This window comes from Candidatus Electrothrix sp., assembly GCF_052785085.1.
The window spans coordinates 1-17304 of record NZ_JALAAI010000086.1; the positions used below are offsets into that span (position 1 = coordinate 1).

The 17304-nt window shown below is 45.5% G+C and carries 14 protein-coding genes and 1 pseudogene; 10 read left to right on the top strand and 5 right to left on the bottom strand.

Annotated features, from left to right (window positions below; genetic code table 11):
* Positions 1 to 368, top strand: a 368-nt coding sequence (locus tag L2082_RS13355) for a DUF4351 domain-containing protein (protein ID WP_446011846.1), incomplete at its 5' end; no start/stop codon positions are given.
* Between the two features lie 325 nt (positions 369 to 693).
* Here L2082_RS13355 and L2082_RS13360 read toward each other — a convergent pair.
* Both L2082_RS13360 and L2082_RS13365 read right to left on the bottom strand, forming a co-directional pair.
* Positions 694 to 990 (bottom strand): restriction endonuclease subunit S, encoded by a 297-nt coding sequence (locus L2082_RS13360; RefSeq protein ID WP_446008715.1) that lies wholly within the window; start codon positions 988 to 990, stop codon positions 694 to 696.
* 22 nt (positions 991 to 1012) lie between these two features.
* Positions 1013 to 2356, bottom strand: a complete 1344-nt coding sequence (locus L2082_RS13365; RefSeq protein WP_446008716.1) for a YeeE/YedE thiosulfate transporter family protein — start codon at positions 2354 to 2356, stop codon at positions 1013 to 1015.
* Between the two features lie 413 nt (positions 2357 to 2769).
* On the opposite strand from L2082_RS13365, the gene L2082_RS13370 reads away from it, so the two are divergent.
* The 7 genes from L2082_RS13370 (at position 2770) to L2082_RS13400 (ending at position 8834) form a co-directional block, all read left to right on the top strand.
* Positions 2770 to 3027 carry a sulfurtransferase TusA family protein gene (locus tag L2082_RS13370; RefSeq protein ID WP_446008717.1) on the top strand — a complete coding sequence of 86 codons (258 nt, stop codon included), beginning with the start codon at positions 2770 to 2772 and terminating at the stop codon, positions 3025 to 3027.
* Positions 3028 to 3089: 62 nt separating this feature from the next.
* Positions 3090 to 3422, top strand: coding sequence for a hypothetical protein (locus L2082_RS13375; RefSeq protein ID WP_446008718.1), 333 nt, complete (start codon positions 3090 to 3092; stop codon positions 3420 to 3422).
* 13 nt (positions 3423 to 3435) lie between these two features.
* Positions 3436 to 3783, top strand: a complete 348-nt coding sequence (locus L2082_RS13380; RefSeq protein ID WP_446008719.1) for a hypothetical protein — start codon at positions 3436 to 3438, stop codon at positions 3781 to 3783.
* 21 nt (positions 3784 to 3804) lie between these two features.
* Positions 3805 to 3978 carry a hypothetical protein gene (locus L2082_RS13385; protein ID WP_446008720.1) on the top strand — a complete coding sequence of 58 codons (174 nt, stop codon included), beginning with the start codon at positions 3805 to 3807 and terminating at the stop codon, positions 3976 to 3978.
* Between the two features lie 168 nt (positions 3979 to 4146).
* Positions 4147 to 4749 carry a Maf family protein gene (locus L2082_RS13390; RefSeq protein ID WP_446008727.1) on the top strand — a complete coding sequence of 201 codons (603 nt, stop codon included), beginning with the start codon at positions 4147 to 4149 and terminating at the stop codon, positions 4747 to 4749.
* Between the two features lie 141 nt (positions 4750 to 4890).
* Positions 4891 to 7128, top strand: coding sequence for a HEAT repeat domain-containing protein (locus L2082_RS13395; RefSeq protein WP_446008721.1), 2238 nt, complete (start codon positions 4891 to 4893; stop codon positions 7126 to 7128).
* A gap of 464 nt (positions 7129 to 7592) precedes the next feature.
* Positions 7593 to 8834 carry a hypothetical protein gene (locus L2082_RS13400; RefSeq protein ID WP_446008722.1) on the top strand — a complete coding sequence of 414 codons (1242 nt, stop codon included), beginning with the start codon at positions 7593 to 7595 and terminating at the stop codon, positions 8832 to 8834.
* 66 nt (positions 8835 to 8900) lie between these two features.
* Here the strand turns inward: L2082_RS13400 and L2082_RS13405 are convergent, their stop codons facing one another.
* Complete coding sequence (locus L2082_RS13405; RefSeq protein WP_446008723.1) at positions 8901 to 10745, bottom strand: response regulator; 1845 nt, start codon at positions 10743 to 10745, stop codon at positions 8901 to 8903.
* A gap of 452 nt (positions 10746 to 11197) precedes the next feature.
* Here L2082_RS13405 and L2082_RS13410 point away from each other — a divergent pair, with 452 nt between their 5' ends.
* A complete protein-coding gene (locus L2082_RS13410) occupies positions 11198 to 13243 on the top strand; it encodes an ATP-dependent DNA helicase (protein ID WP_446008724.1) in 2046 nt (681 codons plus the stop codon).
* A 19-nt stretch (positions 13244 to 13262) separates the two neighbouring features.
* Complete coding sequence (locus tag L2082_RS13415; RefSeq protein WP_446008725.1) at positions 13263 to 14297, top strand: polyprenyl synthetase family protein; 1035 nt, start codon at positions 13263 to 13265, stop codon at positions 14295 to 14297.
* A 46-nt stretch (positions 14298 to 14343) separates the two neighbouring features.
* Here L2082_RS13415 and L2082_RS13420 read toward each other — a convergent pair whose 3' ends face one another.
* Together L2082_RS13420 and L2082_RS13425 are read right to left on the bottom strand one after the other, a co-directional pair.
* Positions 14344 to 16866: a glycogen/starch/alpha-glucan phosphorylase gene (locus tag L2082_RS13420; protein ID WP_446008726.1), complete on the bottom strand. Its 2523-nt coding sequence runs from the start codon at positions 16864 to 16866 to the stop codon at positions 14344 to 14346.
* 216 nt (positions 16867 to 17082) lie between these two features.
* A pseudogene (locus L2082_RS13425) lies at positions 17083 to 17304 on the bottom strand (IS66 family transposase); the annotation flags it as partial.

Here is a 17304-nt window from a genome sequence, read left to right on the forward strand (position 1 = left end):
ACGTGAATAAGCAAGTAAAGTATCTTGATTTTATCGACCTTTATGCAGGTCTTGATGAAAATGAACAACTGATATATCAGCAACGCTACCCGGATGAGGAGAAAACAATGAAAGGTTTTGTGGAGAGGTATACGCAGGAGGGGATGCAGAAAGGTATCCAGAAAGGCAGAAAGGAAGGCATGCAGAAAGGCATGCAGAAAGGCAGAAAGGAGGGTGAAGCCTTGGTGCTGTCCAGACTGCTACAACGAAAATTCGGCGAGCTGCCCGAGAGTATCCGCATCCAGATAGAAAAAGCGGACAGCGACACCTTGCTTGAATGGCTGGATCGGGTTTTGACCGCCAACAGTATCAATGAGGTGATACATTAGTTAAGCAATTTAATTTACTTGACTACCCAGGGGAGGCATTAGCTCTGTGAGGGTTCGGTTTCTGCTTCGTTCATCTGCTATCTCCTGTTACAATATGTTACGTCGGCAGTGCATGCCTGTATGCTCTGGAAGAGGATACAGGCATGCTCCCGAAGAGGATACCTGCATGCTCCGGAAGAGGATGCCTGCATGCTCCGGAAGAGGATGCCTGCATGCTCCGGAAGAGGATGCCTGCATGCTCCGGAAGAGGATGCCTGCATGTACTTCTTCTTCGTGCAGGCAGGTACCTTTGAAGTGTCATTATGTGTTCCTGATGAATCCGGTATCAGCATGCTTTGGTAAGTTCTTGTTCCGGGGAGTGGGTGAGTTCACCGGTGAAGACCTTGTGCAGGATGGATTGTTTGAGTTCTGCCAGGGCGTTGAGTTTTTTCTGGTAGATGGATTCGAGGTGTTGGGTTTTGGCTACCAGAGCATCAAGCTGCTCGGAAAGACGTTGTTGTTCAGAGGTGGGTGGAAGAGGAATCTGAAGCGATTTGACAAAAGGTAGTTTCACCCCTTTAACTGTAGCACCTGTACCTACCTGCTTTGTAGGGGCACGGCGTGCCGTGCCTCTACAGTTCACACTGGCATACAAAAATAAGGTATCACATGGGAACGATCAGTTTATTGCTTTCTTCATTCCAGGTCACAATGATGTACCACAGCGCCATACTCAGGGTGATCAGGCCCAGGGTCCAGCCATAGCCCATCGCATCAGGCATATAGATGTACTTACCCAGGTAGCCAGCCTTTTCAATTCCTGTGATGGAAATGGTTTCAGCAGCATCAATAGCATCCTGAATTTCATCAACATCGTAACCAATAAGACCTAATTTTGCTTGTCCCATCAGGTTGTGCAGTTGTGCTCCGCCAACCTCAAACTCCATTCCTTTGAACCAGGTGCTCATCAGGGAGTTGGCAATACCAAAGAAAGGAACCACGATCCACAGTTTAATCTGTCCTTCACCCATCCGCCAGAGGGTTCCTGAACCACAGCCACCGGCCAGCATCCCGCCCACTCCAAAAAGGAAACCGCCCGCAACACCAACCCAACCAAAGGTGCCGCGCACGTAATACGCAGGTGCTAAAACAGGTATGCCTTCATTGCTGTACGGCACGGCAAATTTAACAATAGCACCACCGATAGCTAAAATAAAGATGGACAGGGCCACAGATTTGGCCAGGGTGCTGTCGCCTGTCATATGTGGTTCACGGAACCCCTGAATCATACACCAGCGACCACGATGCATAGCATAACCGATTCCGGCGGCAATCAGCAGGATTCCTGAAAGTGAGGCTATATAGTTCACATTACCATCTCCATCGTATCCGCTGTACTGGTACGCTCCCCAGATCAGGGCTGCCAGAGTGCCGATTCCCAGCAGGGTCTGTACAACCCGGGGAACCTCTTTGGTCCAGGCACCGTTGGACCCCCAGCTGATGTGCTCCATTTCCTTGTAGAGCAACCATAAACCAAGCAATACACCAAGCACAATACCGAGCCACATGGAAAACCCATTGGCTGCCAGGTTGCCCAGAGCGTTATACATACCGCCCACATTGCACCCCCCTGCTAGGGCAGAGCCTACACCCATCAGGATACCTGCAAGGATCGCCTTGACCACTTCCCGGTACGGGGGAAAACGAAAGGCAAACTGACCGCCCAGAAAGGCGGAAAGAAAGGAGCCACCAAGGAAGCCAATCCCGATCACAGAACCTGAGCTGATTAAGGCAGATTTTGGTGCATCCATAGAGCCAAAGGTGATGCCGTACAGGATCCAGTCACCCCAGTTACGGATGGCACCTACTGCTCCCCAGGGCCGCCACCAGACCATGATTAAAATACTTAACAGAGCGATAATCACGCCGGTGATATTGGCGTTCCACTCGGTTTCGCAGACCTCTTTGTACAAAGCCCTTGTTTTTCCCAGTAAGCTGGATTCATTCATGAACTTTTCTCCTTTCTTTGCAAGTTTTTTTCATTTGAAAATAAATACACTTAAGAATTTAAGAACTAAGCAATACAGCTTTATTCTATATAGTATTGTTATGCAGCAAACAGACCTGTTATCAGGCCTTTCTTAACCTGTACCTGCTGTTTTTGTCAAGCCTGATTCAACAAATCCCCAGGGAAGAGCTGCTTATATTCAAAATATTAAACAGGCTTTCAACGGGTTAACAAAGGAATGGGATAGGAAAACATATGCATTAATCCCTTGACAGAAGAAGTGCTATTCGTTATATGAAACAGTTATTTTCCAATACGTATAAACTGAAACGTCTGAAGAACTATGGCATTTCGGATCGAATTTACTCAGGCAAGTACTGAATAATTTTTATTTTAACAAGGTAGGAGAATTAAATGAGTGACGTAAAAACTGCACCTGAAGGATTGGATGTTGCCTCCGTACTTGACGCAAAAGGACTGAGCTGCCCCATGCCCCTGCTGCGAACCAAAAAAGAGATCGGTAAAATTGATGCTGGTCAAATCCTGCAGATTGATGGAACCGATCCTGGTTCACGGAACGATATTCCTGGTTGGTGTGGCCGTGCTGGTCACGAATATCTGGGTGAGAAAGAAGAATCAGGATACATCAGTTTTTTTGTTCAAAAAGGTTGATTCCTGGTTAAATTGATTTAAGTGCCGTACGTTGATGACGTCTCAGAAGGAGGATAAGGCCAATGGCTGCTGATCCGAATAAACTTGGTATTTTTGTAACATCCCCACAAAACATGACGCATGTAGTGGGCATAGCTGAAGCCGCTGATAAAGCTGGTAAAAAGCCTATGATTTTCTTTACCTACAAATCCATTCACCTGACCAAGGATCCACGTTTCAAGGATCTTGCAGATCTGTGTGGAGAAGATAATCTTGCTATCTGTGCTGACAGCTATACCTGTGAAGGGTATGACTCTGTAAAAGATATCCCGGCAGGGCTGACTGAAAAACAAATGAGAACCCAGGCATTCCACGGCGCTCTGCTGGATGAATGCGGTAAGTACATCGTTTTATAAGGAGCGTGCAAATATGGAATCATTAAAAGTATACATTCTGATTGCCAATCGTACGTATAACGATGGCATTCGTTCGGCTCTTGGACTTGCTGTGGAAAACCATTACGGCTATCCGGTTATTATGAACGGCGAGTTCCCGAAACTGTCTGAGTATATGGCAGAAAATATTGCCTGGATCGCTGACATGGAAGGTGAAGTGTTGAGCTGTGGGGCCGAGGCCCCCACTGACCTGCCTGAAGATGTGGAGATGACTAATATTGACCTGGAGGCATTGGGCGAAAGAATGCGTGATGCTGACTTTATTATTCCCTATGGCCTGCCCAAGCAGACCAATGAGCCCCCCCCTGCATGTGCAGAATAGTATAAGGAGGATATTGATATAATGAAAATTTTACAGGTCTACCGTTCTGAACCCAATGATGACGTAAAGACACTGGTTGGTATTCTCAACCGTGATCGTGATGCTGATGAATTCAAGCTGTACGGTGAAAATCCGGATTACGACCAGCTTGTTGAAAAAATCTTTGACGCTGATAAGACTGTTTGCTGGTGGTAATCCGCCAGTTTGTATCGGTCGTTGATATCGGCTGAATACATGGAATACGCGTCTTTGGAAACGGCCTGTGATCGCATTGATCACAGGCCGTTTTTGTTTTTTCTTTCCTTTCCTGTTATCCCTTCCCAAGGGGAGGGGTGGAACGTATTGCTGGTTTTGGAGATGCCTATGTTTACGACCTGCAAACCCCTGATCCTTGCCTCGGGATCGCCCCGACGACAGCAGTTTCTGACGGATTTTGGTTTCAAATTCATCAGTGTGGCACCGGATATTGATGAGAGCCCATGGGATGGAGAGGTGCCAGATGCCTTTGCTCGTCGCATGGCCCTGGAAAAAGCCGAATCTGTTGCTCGTCAACACCCTGCTTCATGGGTCATTGGCGCAGATACTGTGGTCACCCTTGAGGGGCGTATTCTTGGTAAGCCGGATGATGCTGCCCATGCCCTGGAGATTCTCCGTTCTTTGCAAGGAAAAAAACATGAGGTTATTACTGGCCTGAGCCTCTGTTGTGTTCAGGAGGATGTTCGTGAAAACCTGAGCAGGAACACTGAGGTTACCTTTGCTCAATTTGATGATACAATTCTTTCCGCCTATATTCAAACCGGAGAACCTCTGGATAAGGCTGGAGCCTATGGTATTCAGGGAAAGGGAGCCTTTTTGGTGCGTTCAATCGTTGGATCGTGTTCCAATGTGATCGGTCTGCCTGTTGCTTCCTGTATCAATATGCTTCTCCAGCATAATGTTATTGATGCTTTACAGGATAGGGAATGATGGTATATTAGTATATAAGGTGCTTTATATAACGTCCAGCCCTTTTCAGGGACAGGAGGGACGTTGTAAAACAACGGGGCCGGGGAATGTGTTGCGCTCTATTCCGGCTAAGAATCTTGCTGTGCAGCAAACATGACTCCTATGAAAACCTTACAAAGCCATATTCAGAAAACAAGCTCGGTAAGTCAGCAGACAGAACAGAGCCGTATTGACAGGATGTTTTCGCAAACGCTCTTAGAGTTGATTGTGGAAAAAAAAGACCAACAAGCCGATATCCTGCTGGATCAGTTGGTGTCCTGGCTGTACGGGAATAAGGCGCAAATACGGACAGAGGCGGTCACGAATCTTATTGACTGCCTGGAGTTGTTGATTGCCCATCGTGAATGGCAACGGATTGAGAAGCTCCTGCCAGCGGTTTCCCAGGCCCTTACTCTTGCTGTTGAGGATGATGAACTTGTCTGGCAGATCATAACAGCGCTTTCTATTTTTGTAGCCTATCAGATTGAGATAGGAAGATACGCTCCAGCCCGTAAGGCTTTGTTGATTTTTAGTGGTCCAAATGCCTTGGACGTTGCAAGTGCAGATATCAGAGAACAGGCTGAACAGCTGGTTAATGATTTGGCAACCAAACCCCTTATGGAGTTACTGTTGATTGAGTATCTTTATGACAGGAATAAAGGGGAAGATGCGGGCCGTCTGCTTGTACTTTTTGGAGAAGCTGCTGCGGAATTTCTCATTGAGCCGCAGAGTCTTCAGCAAAGCCGGGGAAAACCAGATGCGCTGCTGAAGCTTTTTGAAAATATCGGTCAGGTCGCAGAAAAGAGCCTGGGAGCATTATTGCATCGGACAACAGACTGGTATTTACTCCGAAACAGTATCAAAATGTTAGGTGAGAAAGGCTCTTCTTCCTGTTTTGCAGATGTTACTGCCTTGTTGAGCCATGATGATCTCCGGGTAAAGGGCGAAGTTTTGCGGGCTGCCAGTAAAATTGAGAGCAAGGATAAAAAGGCATTCTTTCTTAAAGCATTGCACTCGGTGCCGAAACAGTTAAAAGAGCCTGTTGTGGCCCTTCTTGGTGAGATTCCAGACAGCAGTTTGGTTGCTCCTTTGGCTGATTTACTGGATGAAGTACCATATACCCGTAATAAGGCTGGGTATCAATTGCGGACCACGATTTGTAAAACCCTGGGTAAGATCGGCTCGGTCAAGGCAATTCCAACCCTGAAAAAGATCATAGCTGATAGTTCTGAGGGGGGAAAAGAAGGCGGCTTGGCAAGGGAGAAATTGGTGCTGGCAGCGGAACAGGCCATACAGTCTATTAATCATGGTGGAAAATATAAAGCACATCGGGCAGTAGCAGAAACCCTGAAGGTTCCGTTAAAGAATAACCCAGTTGCTGCCCGGGAAACCAATATTGTCCAGATTGCTATGGCTGGTGATCAGGCTCGGGCCACTTCGCAGCTTTTTGACCTGATTGTAGAGCGTGTGCATCATAGAGACTTTTATAATGCGGAGCGGCTGCGAGAACGTTTTAATGAGATTAATCCCAATGCACTGACAGAGATTATTCAGGCCACAGAGTTGATTGAACAGGAAAAAAACGGGGTTCAGGTTCGTGGTTACCTGGAAATATGGTCTAATCTTTTACGGGAACTGACTGCTGAGGAATTCAGTGCCATCTATCACGAACTGGAAAATCGTGAATTACAGCCAGACGAGGTGCTGGTCAATCAAGGTGATAAAAATGATGAGTTATTTTTTATCAACCATGGGATGATCAAGAGTTTTTATCAAAAAAACGGGCGCAGTGTTTATGTGAAAAGTCTTTCTGGTGGTGATCTTGCCGGAGAAAACTTTTTTAATGCCTCGGTCTGGACCATCAGTATGACTGCGCAGACAGAGAGCAAGATTTCTATTCTCAAGCGTTCGAGCTTTGCCCGCTGGCAGGAGGCTTTTCCCGGTCTTGAGGCTAAGTTGCGTGCTTTTTATAATCGTTCTAATGATGTCCAGGGGTTATTGTTACGCAAAGGGTTGAATCGCAGGGCCTTTGAGCGGTACCAGTTGTCTCGTAAGATAGAATTTCAGATTATTAATAATTTGGGAAATTCTATGGGGCAGCGTTTTAAAGGCCGACTTTCTGATATTTCCCGTGGTGGCCTTGCTATGAATTTTCACCTTTCTCAGAAAAAACATATCAGAGTGCTGTTTGGTCGAAAGTTGCATATCTCTATCCCTGTTGCAGGAAAAACGCCGGAGTTACATGTCTATGGATTAGTGTTGTCTATTAGCCCGGTTGAAGAAGAGGGCAACGAGTATAAACTCCATTTTGTTTTTGATACGCCTATGGAGCAGGAAACTCTTCAGCAAGTGCTTGGGTAAAAAATTTGTTTATGCTGCAAGGAAAGGGCAGAGGAGCTGGTTTTTTTCTTTTCACCCTAAAAAGACAGCGGTTTGTTGAAGTGCTCTTCTGAAGAGCCGTGTAGATTTTTTTCTGTATCTGATTTTTTTTCTTTTTCTCTGTAACAGTTTGTTATAAGAATGGCTTCTGTCGTAGAATCTCTTTTTTGAGAGAGTGAAGAGGAAGAGCTGGTGTTTAATGTTGTAGCTTTGTTTGTCATTGTATATTAAAATGTTAGTGTTGTATTTTTATCCTCTGAATAGTTTTTCTGCCACGACGAAGTAGTATGAAAAAAAATTGTACAGCTATAAAATATTCTTGACTGTTTTTTCAAAGTATCATATTTTGAATTGACAGTGTAAGAGATGCTGTAAATAAAAAATAGTGAACACGTTGCATGGCAACGAAATCAAGACCCTATTTACAAAAGTCAAAGGAGATGGATATGAAGAAAGTACTTGTTGCCGGTGCAGCGTTGATGTTAGCTGGCTCTATGGTTACAGCTGCATCTGCTGGAAACCCAGGTGATAATCCTGCTGAAACAACAGGTGTAAGTATTAGTGGTGATGCTCGTATTACCTATGTCGGTATGACTGATTATATGCGTAATGCCAGCGATGACGCTGCAAACGGTTACAGTGATTACTTTGAGTCCCGGGTCGGTTTAAATTTTGATGCTCAAGCCAAGGGTGGGGCATCTGTGCATGCACGTTTGTACTTTGATGACTACGGGTATAATGACGATGCCGTCTGGGATGGAAGTGGCGACCCACAGTGGGGCGTGTCCACAGACTATGCTTACTTTAAGGTACCCCTGTCTGACACCATGACCCTGAGAGCTGGTCGTATTCCCCTGAGTTTCACAAAATTTTACTCCTGGGAAATTCGCCCGACCCGTGTACAGTTGATCTACAGCAGCGGTAATTTGAAGCTGGTTCCGTTTGTTGGTGTAGTTGATGAGCATAGTACAAATCTTGATAACTGGGATGATAACGATTTCATGCAGTATGGTATCGTGCCAATTCTCAAGATCAATGACGCATGGACAATCAAGTCTTTCATGCGCTATAATAACGATACCAGAGAATGGGCTGCAGATGCTACAACTGAAAGACCTGCTATACCACGTAATGATCGTTCTGGTTTTGATGGTAATGTGAACCTGACCGGTACAGTAGGTAATATTGGCTTAACAGCTGAACTTGCTTATAAAGCGGCTGATTTTCAGGGAACAGAAGACGATGGTCTTGGTGGATATGTTCAGGCCGCCTTTAGTATGCCTGGCTTTACCCCGGTTGTGTTGGCTGGTATGACGCAGGATGGCTTCATGGCATGGCGTGACTTTGGTTTTGTTATGGTTGGTGGTAATGAGTCTACCACAGTTGTTGATGTCGGTAATCCTGATGGTGATTTGATGTTTGGCGCCTTGGTTTTGATGCATGACATCAGTGATCGTTTCAGCGCAACGGGTAATCTGCTCTATGCTTCTTATGATTATGATGATGATGAAGCAGGAAAAATCGACAGTGCAATTGAGGTTTCCGGTGTACTGAGCTATGCACTTTCTGAAAGCACGAGCCTTGAGTACAAGCTCGGTTATCTGGCACCTTCCTATAACGATGGCGCTCCTGAAGTTATGGAAGATGCATACATAGGTCATCTTCTCCGTATGTATGTTGAATTCTAAAAGACACCGCGTATAAGTAGTTACGTGAGATAAAGACGAGTCCTTTTCAGGGCTCGTCTTTTTTTATTATGCGTCCTGCGAAAATGGTGATGATAATGGCAGGGTAATAATAACCTCTGTCCCCCCCTTGTCTCGGCAACGAATATGGAGACTGCCTTGGTGATCAGTGACAATCCGTTCCACCAAAGCCAATCCTACCCCTGTTCCAGCCACCTTGGTTGTGTAGAAAGGATCTGAGACCTTCTGGAGATCAGCAGCAGCGATCCCCATTCCGCTGTCCCGGACAGCAATATAAATATATTGCTCATCACTTGTCACTTTAATCTCAAGCTCACCACCATTCTCCATAGCCTCAATGGCATTGCGTATCAAATGAACAAGAACTTTACGCATCTGTTTGGGGTCAAGTTCGCATGTTAATTGTTCGGGAATGATAGTTTTATGCTTGATATCTTGTTTTTCCATGAAGGGATAAAAAAGTATCAGTGTTTTCATGATGAGCGGGTAAAGGAGAACACATTCTTTCTTTACTGGCGAGGTATCAACAAAATTGAACAGATCCTCCAGGGTTTGTTCGATGCGGTTGACCTCCATCGCCATCATATCCAAAAATTTGAGCAGTTGTGGATCGCTTGTTCTGCGACTGAGTAATCGTGCTGTACCGCCAATTGAAGTGATAGGGTTGCGAATATTATGGGCAAGTTGTGCCGCTACCTGGCCCAGAGCTGAGTAACGTTCTGACTCCACGAGAAGATCTTTGTTGGCTTCAAGCTCGTGGGTGATCAATTCGAGTTGCCTGATCTTTTGTTCCATGTCCGTATAAAGCCGACAATGCTCAATGGCCAGACTTGCCTGGCTGGCAAAGCTCTCCAGGGCATGGATCAGCGGTGGATTAATTTCTTTTCCTGTGACAAAATGATCGGCAATAATTACACCCAATGATCGATTTGAAGAATACAGAGGAACTACCACAAAGCTGTCTTCCTGAAGGAGTCCCATGAGATCAACCGGGACTTGATATTCGCATTGTCCCTGACAGACCTTGATGGTTTTGCGTTCTATTGCAGCCCTGATCAACAGGTGTTCTTTGTTTTCTGATGTGATACGCAAGGCCCGAACAATCTTGTTGACCTCACTGTCCTCCTGGAAATCATGCTCCTTGATGGAATCTATAATGTCATGGAATTTAAGATCCCTACTGTTTATTTCCTGCCAGATACGGACGGCATCTTCACGGCATCCAGGGCCGACAGCAAGCCTGCCTTCAAGAACCTTTCCTGATGCATCAAACAGGGCCAGAAAAGCACGATTAAATTTCAGCCCTTCTTCAGCTGTGATGCCAACAAGGATTGCCTGGAGGATTTCTTCCAGTGCTGTCATGCTGAGATAGGCCGTGTTCATCTTCATTGCCAGCTCATGGAGAAGTTGGATGCGAAAATGTGCCTGTTCAAGCTGCTGTTGATAGCGTCGGTTATTGATCTGTAAACGTCTCTTCTCCAGAATTTTACGCACTGTTTCCCAAAAGGTGCCCAGCTGCACAGGCTTGGTCAGGTAGTCATCAGCACCATACCGAATACATTTCAAGGCAGTATGCAGGTCAGTCGCTGCTGAAAGCATTATTATGGCAGTTGTGGGATTTGCCTGTTTTATTTCAGCTATCAGATCTGTGCCATTTCCATCAGGGAGATTAATATCCAGAAGAACAAGTGCAATTGATTTTTCTTGGAGGATGTTTCTGGTTTTTTCAATAGAATCAGCTGACAGCGTTTCCATCCCTTGTTTTTGGAGAAAATCCTTAAGAAGGGTGACAATCATTTGGTAATCATCAACAACAAGGATAATTTCACCATCCTCAAGAAAATTATGAGCATCCAAAGAAATAGGTGGTTGTATAGGTACAGTATCGGACATGGTTTATCAAGTTAATCTTGTGTGCAAAGTGCAAGGTATGAGCTTTCATGTGGTTCAAAGATTTGATGAGGCTGTTCCTTGTTTTATACCGCAAAATATTTCTCTTTGCCTTGAAAAAGAAGCGAGAAGGGCAAGAAGGGTAATCTCAGATTGCTCCTGACAGTACACCGTGGTAAAAAATGGCTTGGAAAAAGAGGTTGTCAACAAAATACCCTGCCCCAAGGGATGGGGTATCACGAGAGCGTTCAGTTTTTCGGATGTAAATAATATTAATATTATCAATAAGATAAAATCTTTATTAATAGATAGTTACCTTGGGTGGCTATCGAACGCTCTCGGTATCACCTCGGAAGGACACGAAGTTTCGTAATGAATATGTTTATTAGTCTCATATTAAAGATTAAAACTATCGGCATTAGCTGGTGGTTGTTAAGTGTTACTGTTTTGAATAAATGAATAATATTTTCTCAGATTCCGGTGTGCTTGCTGAACATCTCCCACATTATGAGCCTCGCGCCGGGCAGGGAGCAATGGCAAATGCAGTTGCTGAATTACTGAGTCAGGAAAAAGTGCAAAGTCACCCGGATCAGGAACCTTCTCAAGCGCATTGCCTGATAGTGGAGGCCGGGACAGGATTAGGTAAGACGCTTGCCTACCTGGTTCCAGCAGCTCTGAGTGGGAAGAGGGTTGTGGTGTCCACAAACACCCGTAATCTGCAAGACCAAATCTTAAAGCGTGAAATTCCCTTTCTTCAAAAATATATTACTCCAGGCCTGAGTGCAATGAGTGTCAAAGGAAGGCAGAACTATCTTTGCCTGTATCGTTGGCATCAACTGAATGCACAGGGACAGCAGACACTTTTTCAGGGATTACCAGCAGGCAAAAAAGACGAAGCACAAGATCTGCACCAATGTTTGAACAAATGGTTGCAAGAAACATGCGTTGCTGATCGGGCAGAACTTCCTGCGTTGTCAGGGAATTCTCTGCTCTGGCAAAAGATCTGCTGCCAACCCTATTTTTGTCTTGGGGCTGATTGTCCGTATGCTCATGATTGTTACTTGAATCGCCTGCGTCGATCAGCAGCGTCCTGCCAGCTCCTGATTGTTAATCATCATTTGCTTTTTTCTGACCTGGCTGTTCGTAAAAACGGCTTTGGTGAGGTGCTTCCACGCTATCAATCAGTTATTATTGATGAAGCACATCATTTGGAAAACGTGGCAGGTAATTTTTTTGGATGTTCATTTTCCAAATATCAGATTATAGATCTTATTGCTGATATTGAACAGAGTATGCTTAAAAGGGGGAAAGGAGCTGAGGCAGTGCAACAGTATACGGCTATTTTGGCATCAGCCAGAGCACTTGCTGGTCTGAACGAGCAGTTCGCAGCAGCATTTCCTGTTCAGAAAGGGCGTTTCCCGCTGGCAGGCCTTTTTGCAGAAGAGCCTGCGTTGAAAAGAGCCAGAGATACCCTGTTGTCAGCCTTGAATTCGCTTGCTGATCAGCTTGATAAGGCCAAAGGTCAGGATGCGCCCTGGGCACATTATGGCCAGCGAAGCCAGGATATTGGTCAGCATCTTGAGCAGATCACTGCTCCTGTACTTTCTTCCAACACCATAAAAGAGCAGAGCAAGTATGTTCAATGGGTTGAGAGGACAGAAAAGAATCTCACCCTCTCTGCAACCCCTATTGATGTTGCTGATGAACTGAAGACAACGCTGTATGCAGGTGCGGAACATTGTCTTTTTACCTCTGCAACTTTGCGAACAAATTCTGAGAAGACAGGTGGTTTTGGCTATTTCTGTCAACGGCTTGGGATGCCTGAAGAGACGATAACCCATTCTTTTCCCTCTCCCTTTGATTATCAAGGAAAAAGCCTGCTCTATGTTCCAGGGAACCACTTTCCTGAGCCAACAGATTCAGCATATAGAACAGCTTTACATCAGGAGATAGCACAACTTCTTCGATGTTCCCAAGGTCGGGCACTGGTTCTGTTCACTTCATTTCGGGCTCTGGAGTTAGCCTGGCATAGCTTACAGGATGAACTACCCTATTCTTTGTTACGGCAAGGCACATGCTCACGCTCTCTGTTGTTGGATCGTTTTACAGAAGAAATCAATTCTGTTCTCTTTGCTGTTGCCAGTTTCTGGGAAGGTGTTGATGTTCCTGGGGAATCGTTGAGTTTAGTCATTATTGACAAATTACCGTTTGAAGTCCCCAGTGACCCGGTTATTATGGCCCGTATGGAAAGAATTAAAGCTGCTGGTGGGAATCCGTTTATGGAATTCCAGATCCCCAGGGCGGTTCTCACGCTACGCCAGGGTGTAGGGCGGCTTATGCGCCATGCCAATGATCAGGGAGTGATGGCGATTCTGGATATTCGTTTGTTCAGTAAATTTTATGGGCGCCGCTTTCGAGCCAGTTTACCCGATGCTCCGATGTGCAGAACTATTCAGGATGTTGAATCTTTTTTTTATGATGCACAGTTACCCCTTTCTTGAATATACGAGAAAAAAGAGAATGAAGATTTTGAAAAAGCAGAAAACAGATTCAGCTATTGCTGATAAAGCCTTTCTCTTTAACTATATACAGCAGCAAGTGGCTGGAACAGAAGAAGCTATGCAGCGTGACCTGGATGCAGGTCTGGCTGGCAATGATCCTTTTCTTCAGGAAGTCCTCCAATATGCCCTCTTGCAAGGAGGGAAACGATTACGTCCTGTTTTGGCAATTCTGAGTTCCCGACTTTGTGGTCGGGATGGTGATGAGCTGTATCTTTTGGCAGGAACTTTTGAATACCTCCATGCAGGTTCTTTGATTCATGATGATGTGATTGATCATGCGAATAATCGGCGGGGCAAAGAATCTGTGGTCAAAAAGTATGGCATGGCTGCTGCTATTCTTGCTGGTGACTGGCTACATGCCCGTTGTATGCATCTCATTGGAACCCTGACTGGTCAGGCAGGCCTGGACATAGTATGCAAAGCGACCCAGGCAATGGTTGATGGTGAATTTCTTCAGCTGCGCTATACGGCAAATCCTACAGTGACCGAAGAACAGTATCTTGCTGTTGTGCAGCGTAAGACAGCACTCCTTATGAGTGCGACCTGTGAAATAGGAGCCCTCTACGGTGGAGCTGACCCGGTGGAACAAAAGGCCTTAGCGAGTTACGGGGAAAAAACAGGAATTGCTTTTCAGATTGTTGACGATCTGTTGGATTATCTGGGCGATGAAAGGAGGATTGGCAAGGTGGTGGGCAATGACTTTATTGAGGGCAAAATGACCCTTCCACTGATTCATGCCCTTGCTCAGAGTAGGGATGCAGATAAGGCGGATTTGCTCAGGGCATTACAAGGTACTCCCAGAGATAATGCCGGGTGTGCATTGGCTCGTCAGCTCATGCATGCTACAGAGAGCTTTGCATTTTCCCGCCAAAGGGCTGTTCAGGAGATAGAAGAAGGCCTTGCTGCTTTATCCTGTTTTTCCAAAGAACAACATCCAGAGAGCCTGGCAATTCTTGAGCAACTTGCCAGGTATATCCTGAGCCGGGATCACTAAGATCGCATGGGGCAACGCAGGGTTGCATGGGAGGCTTGTTCCTTTCTTATTCCCTGTCCTCGCTTGGGTGGAAAAGTACCCCATCTTCAGGGAGTTCTTTCCATTTCAGTTTTACAGGACAGGGTTGAACATTCCACACTTTTTGGCAATATTCTTTGACTGAGCGATCAGAAGAGAATTTTCCCATCCGGGCTGTGTTTAAAATTGACATCTTGGCCCAGTGATTTTTATCTGCGTACAAGCGGCTGACTTGATCCTGGCAATCAATATAGTCCTGATAATCGGCAAAAAGCATGTAAGGATCTTTATCAAGAAGGGAGTCTATAATTGGTTTGAACAGTTCCCGGTCACCTGAAGTGAAAATTCCCGAATTGATCAGGTCAATAACAGACCGTAATGAGTCATTATTATGATAATAGTCCATGGGGGTATAGCCTGCATTGCGTAATTCCATAACCTCTTCAACATTGAGGCCAAAAAGGAAAAAATTTTCTTCGCCCACCTCTTGTCTGATTTCCACATTAGCACCATCAAGGGTGCCGATAGTCAGGGCACCATTCATGGAGAATTTCATATTGCCAGTCCCTGATGCCTCCATCCCGGCCAGGGAAATTTGTTCGGAAAGATCGGCCATAGGGTAAACAATATGACCAATCTTGACGTTATAATTGGGAATAAAAAAGACCTTGAGTTGGTCACGCACTGCTGGATCCTTATTTACGACATTGGCAACTGAGGTGATGAGTTTGATGATGCGTTTGGCCATGAAATAGCCTGGGGCTGCTTTACCACCAAAAACAAACAAACGTGGGGTTATTTCAAGGTTCGGATTTGCTTTAATCCGGGCATAGAGGGTGATGATATGCAGAATATTGAGATGCTGTCGTTTATATTCGTGAATTCGTTTGACCTGAACATCAAAAAGAGCCCTGTAGTCCACCTTTATCTTATCGTAAGATTTTACTAAGGACGAAAAATCTTTCTTATTTTCGTCCTTCACCTGTTGCCAGGCATCCAAAAAAGCAGCATCGTTGGCAAGTTTTTCCAGCTTGCGCAGTTCAGCAAGATCAGTGATCCATTGTTCACCAATAGCCTCTGTAATCAATTGGGTGAGGCGGGGATTACTGACAGCCATCCAGCGGCGCGGGGTAACTCCGTTAGTAATATTACGGATTTTACCTGGATACATATCGTTCCAGTCAACCAGGGTATGTTTTCGGAGAAGATCCGTATGCAGGGCTGCGACTCCATTGATAGCCTTAGACCCCATACAGGCAAGATTGACCATACGGATAGATCGTGGTTCTGCCTCATCAATCACTGACATCCGTTGCAAACGGGCATCATCGCCAGGATACCTGATCCGAACCTTGTCCAGAAAACGACGGTTCAGTTCGAAAATGATTTCAAGGTGGCGTGGTAAGAGGCTGCCAAAGAGTTCGAGAGACCATTTTTCCATGGCCTCGGGTAATAAGGTATGGTTGGTGTAACTGAGTGTTTTTTTAGTAATTTCCCAGGAGATATTCCAGCCATAGAGATGAACATCGGTCAGGAGACGCATAAGCTCCGGGACAGCAACTGCCGGATGCGTGTCATTGAGTTGTCCTTGAAAATATTCATGAAAGTTGAAAAGGTTGTCGTGCCGAAAAAGATGGAGGCGGATCATATCCTGTAATGAGCAGGAAACAAGGAAGAACTGTTGCTCTAAACGGAGTTTTTTCCCCTGAAACTGTTCGTCATTGGGATAAAGCACCTTGGTAACGGTCTCTGCCTTAATTTTATCCTCTACTGCTCCATAATAATCTCCAGTGTTGAAGTCTGCAAAATCAAAGGAAGAATGTGATTCCGCACTCCAAAGGCGGAGGTAGTTCACCGTATTGACCTTATAACCAGGAACTGGGACATCATAAGGTACCCCGGTGATAACCCGGGCAGGTCGCCAGCGGATTCGACGGATGCCTTTTTCTGTATGGTAGACCTCTGAATGGCCTCCAAAACCGACCTCACAGGCCATAACCGGCTTTTTGATCTCCCAGGGATTGCCTGGATGTAGCCAACGATCGCTGAGTTCCTTTTGCCAACCATTAACGATTTCCTGATCAAACATCCCGTATTCATAGCGAATTCCGTAGCCGATAGCTGGAACTTCCAGGGAAGAGAGAGAATCAAGATAACAGGCCGCCAAACGGCCCAGTCCGCCATTTCCCAGGCCTGGTTCTTCCTCGTGGTCAATGATTTTTTTCAAATCAAGCCCGCTTTCTTTGGCAGCCTGGGCAAAATCTTCGTACAATCCCAGGTTAATGAGATTATTGTGCAAGTGAGGGCCAGTGAGAAATTCTGCGGAAAGGTAGCAGACGATTTGAGGCTTTTTAGCAAGCAGGCATTCAACAGAGTTGACACAAAGAAGCTGCATTCGATCCCGTAATGTATAGGAAAGTGCAAGGTAATAATCGTTTATGGTCGCTGTTCTTGTGGTGACGCCCAGTCTGTAAAACAGATTATAGGCAAAAGCCCTTTTGAGTTGATTGATACGTTTTTTTTGTTGATTTATTTCCGGGACTGCAGTCATAAAAAATTCTCTGTAGCTGTTTTCATAATGCTCTCTAATAATACTTTATTTTCCTGGAGCGACAAACTCTTTGCACAAAAGAGGGGCAAGGAAGCAGGGATTTGTTCTCTGCCTGAGCTGTTACATGTGGTAAAAGATTTTACAGGTTGAGGGCGATTCTGGTTTATGTTTTATTGATTATACTTGTAGTAACCGTTCAGACCCCTCTCATTTTTTTTACGCAGCAAGAGGCAGAGGAGGCACATCCAGCCCCTGGCGCCGAGCCGTGATAACCTCAGCGAGATATTTCCACGGACAGGCGTTGCGCTTCTTACACGTATCAATCACGCTCGCAAGTATGGCGAACACATGACTGCCTTGGCCATTACGGGTACCGTGGCTTAATTTGCGCGCAATAACCCAATGACGTAGTGCTTGCTCCGCCTCATTATTGGTCAG

What these genes read in the sequence shown, in the direction of transcription:
- L2082_RS13365 (WP_446008716.1), bottom strand. Translation starts at nt 2,356, where the DNA reads ATGAATGAATCCAGCTTACTGGGAAAAACAAGGGCTTTGTACAAAGAG.
- L2082_RS13370 (WP_446008717.1), top strand. Translation starts at nt 2,770, where the DNA reads ATGAGTGACGTAAAAACTGCACCTGAAGGATTGGATGTTGCCTCCGTA.
- L2082_RS13375 (WP_446008718.1), top strand. Translation starts at nt 3,090, where the DNA reads ATGGCTGCTGATCCGAATAAACTTGGTATTTTTGTAACATCCCCACAA.
- L2082_RS13380 (WP_446008719.1), top strand. Translation starts at nt 3,436, where the DNA reads ATGGAATCATTAAAAGTATACATTCTGATTGCCAATCGTACGTATAAC.
- L2082_RS13385 (WP_446008720.1), top strand. Translation starts at nt 3,805, where the DNA reads ATGAAAATTTTACAGGTCTACCGTTCTGAACCCAATGATGACGTAAAG.
- L2082_RS13390 (WP_446008727.1), top strand. Translation starts at nt 4,147, where the DNA reads ATGTTTACGACCTGCAAACCCCTGATCCTTGCCTCGGGATCGCCCCGA.
- L2082_RS13395 (WP_446008721.1), top strand. Translation starts at nt 4,891, where the DNA reads ATGAAAACCTTACAAAGCCATATTCAGAAAACAAGCTCGGTAAGTCAG.
- L2082_RS13400 (WP_446008722.1), top strand. Translation starts at nt 7,593, where the DNA reads ATGAAGAAAGTACTTGTTGCCGGTGCAGCGTTGATGTTAGCTGGCTCT.
- L2082_RS13405 (WP_446008723.1), bottom strand. Translation starts at nt 10,745, where the DNA reads ATGTCCGATACTGTACCTATACAACCACCTATTTCTTTGGATGCTCAT.
- L2082_RS13410 (WP_446008724.1), top strand. Translation starts at nt 11,198, where the DNA reads ATGAATAATATTTTCTCAGATTCCGGTGTGCTTGCTGAACATCTCCCA.
- L2082_RS13415 (WP_446008725.1), top strand. Translation starts at nt 13,263, where the DNA reads ATGAAGATTTTGAAAAAGCAGAAAACAGATTCAGCTATTGCTGATAAA.
- L2082_RS13420 (WP_446008726.1), bottom strand. Translation starts at nt 16,866, where the DNA reads ATGACTGCAGTCCCGGAAATAAATCAACAAAAAAAACGTATCAATCAA.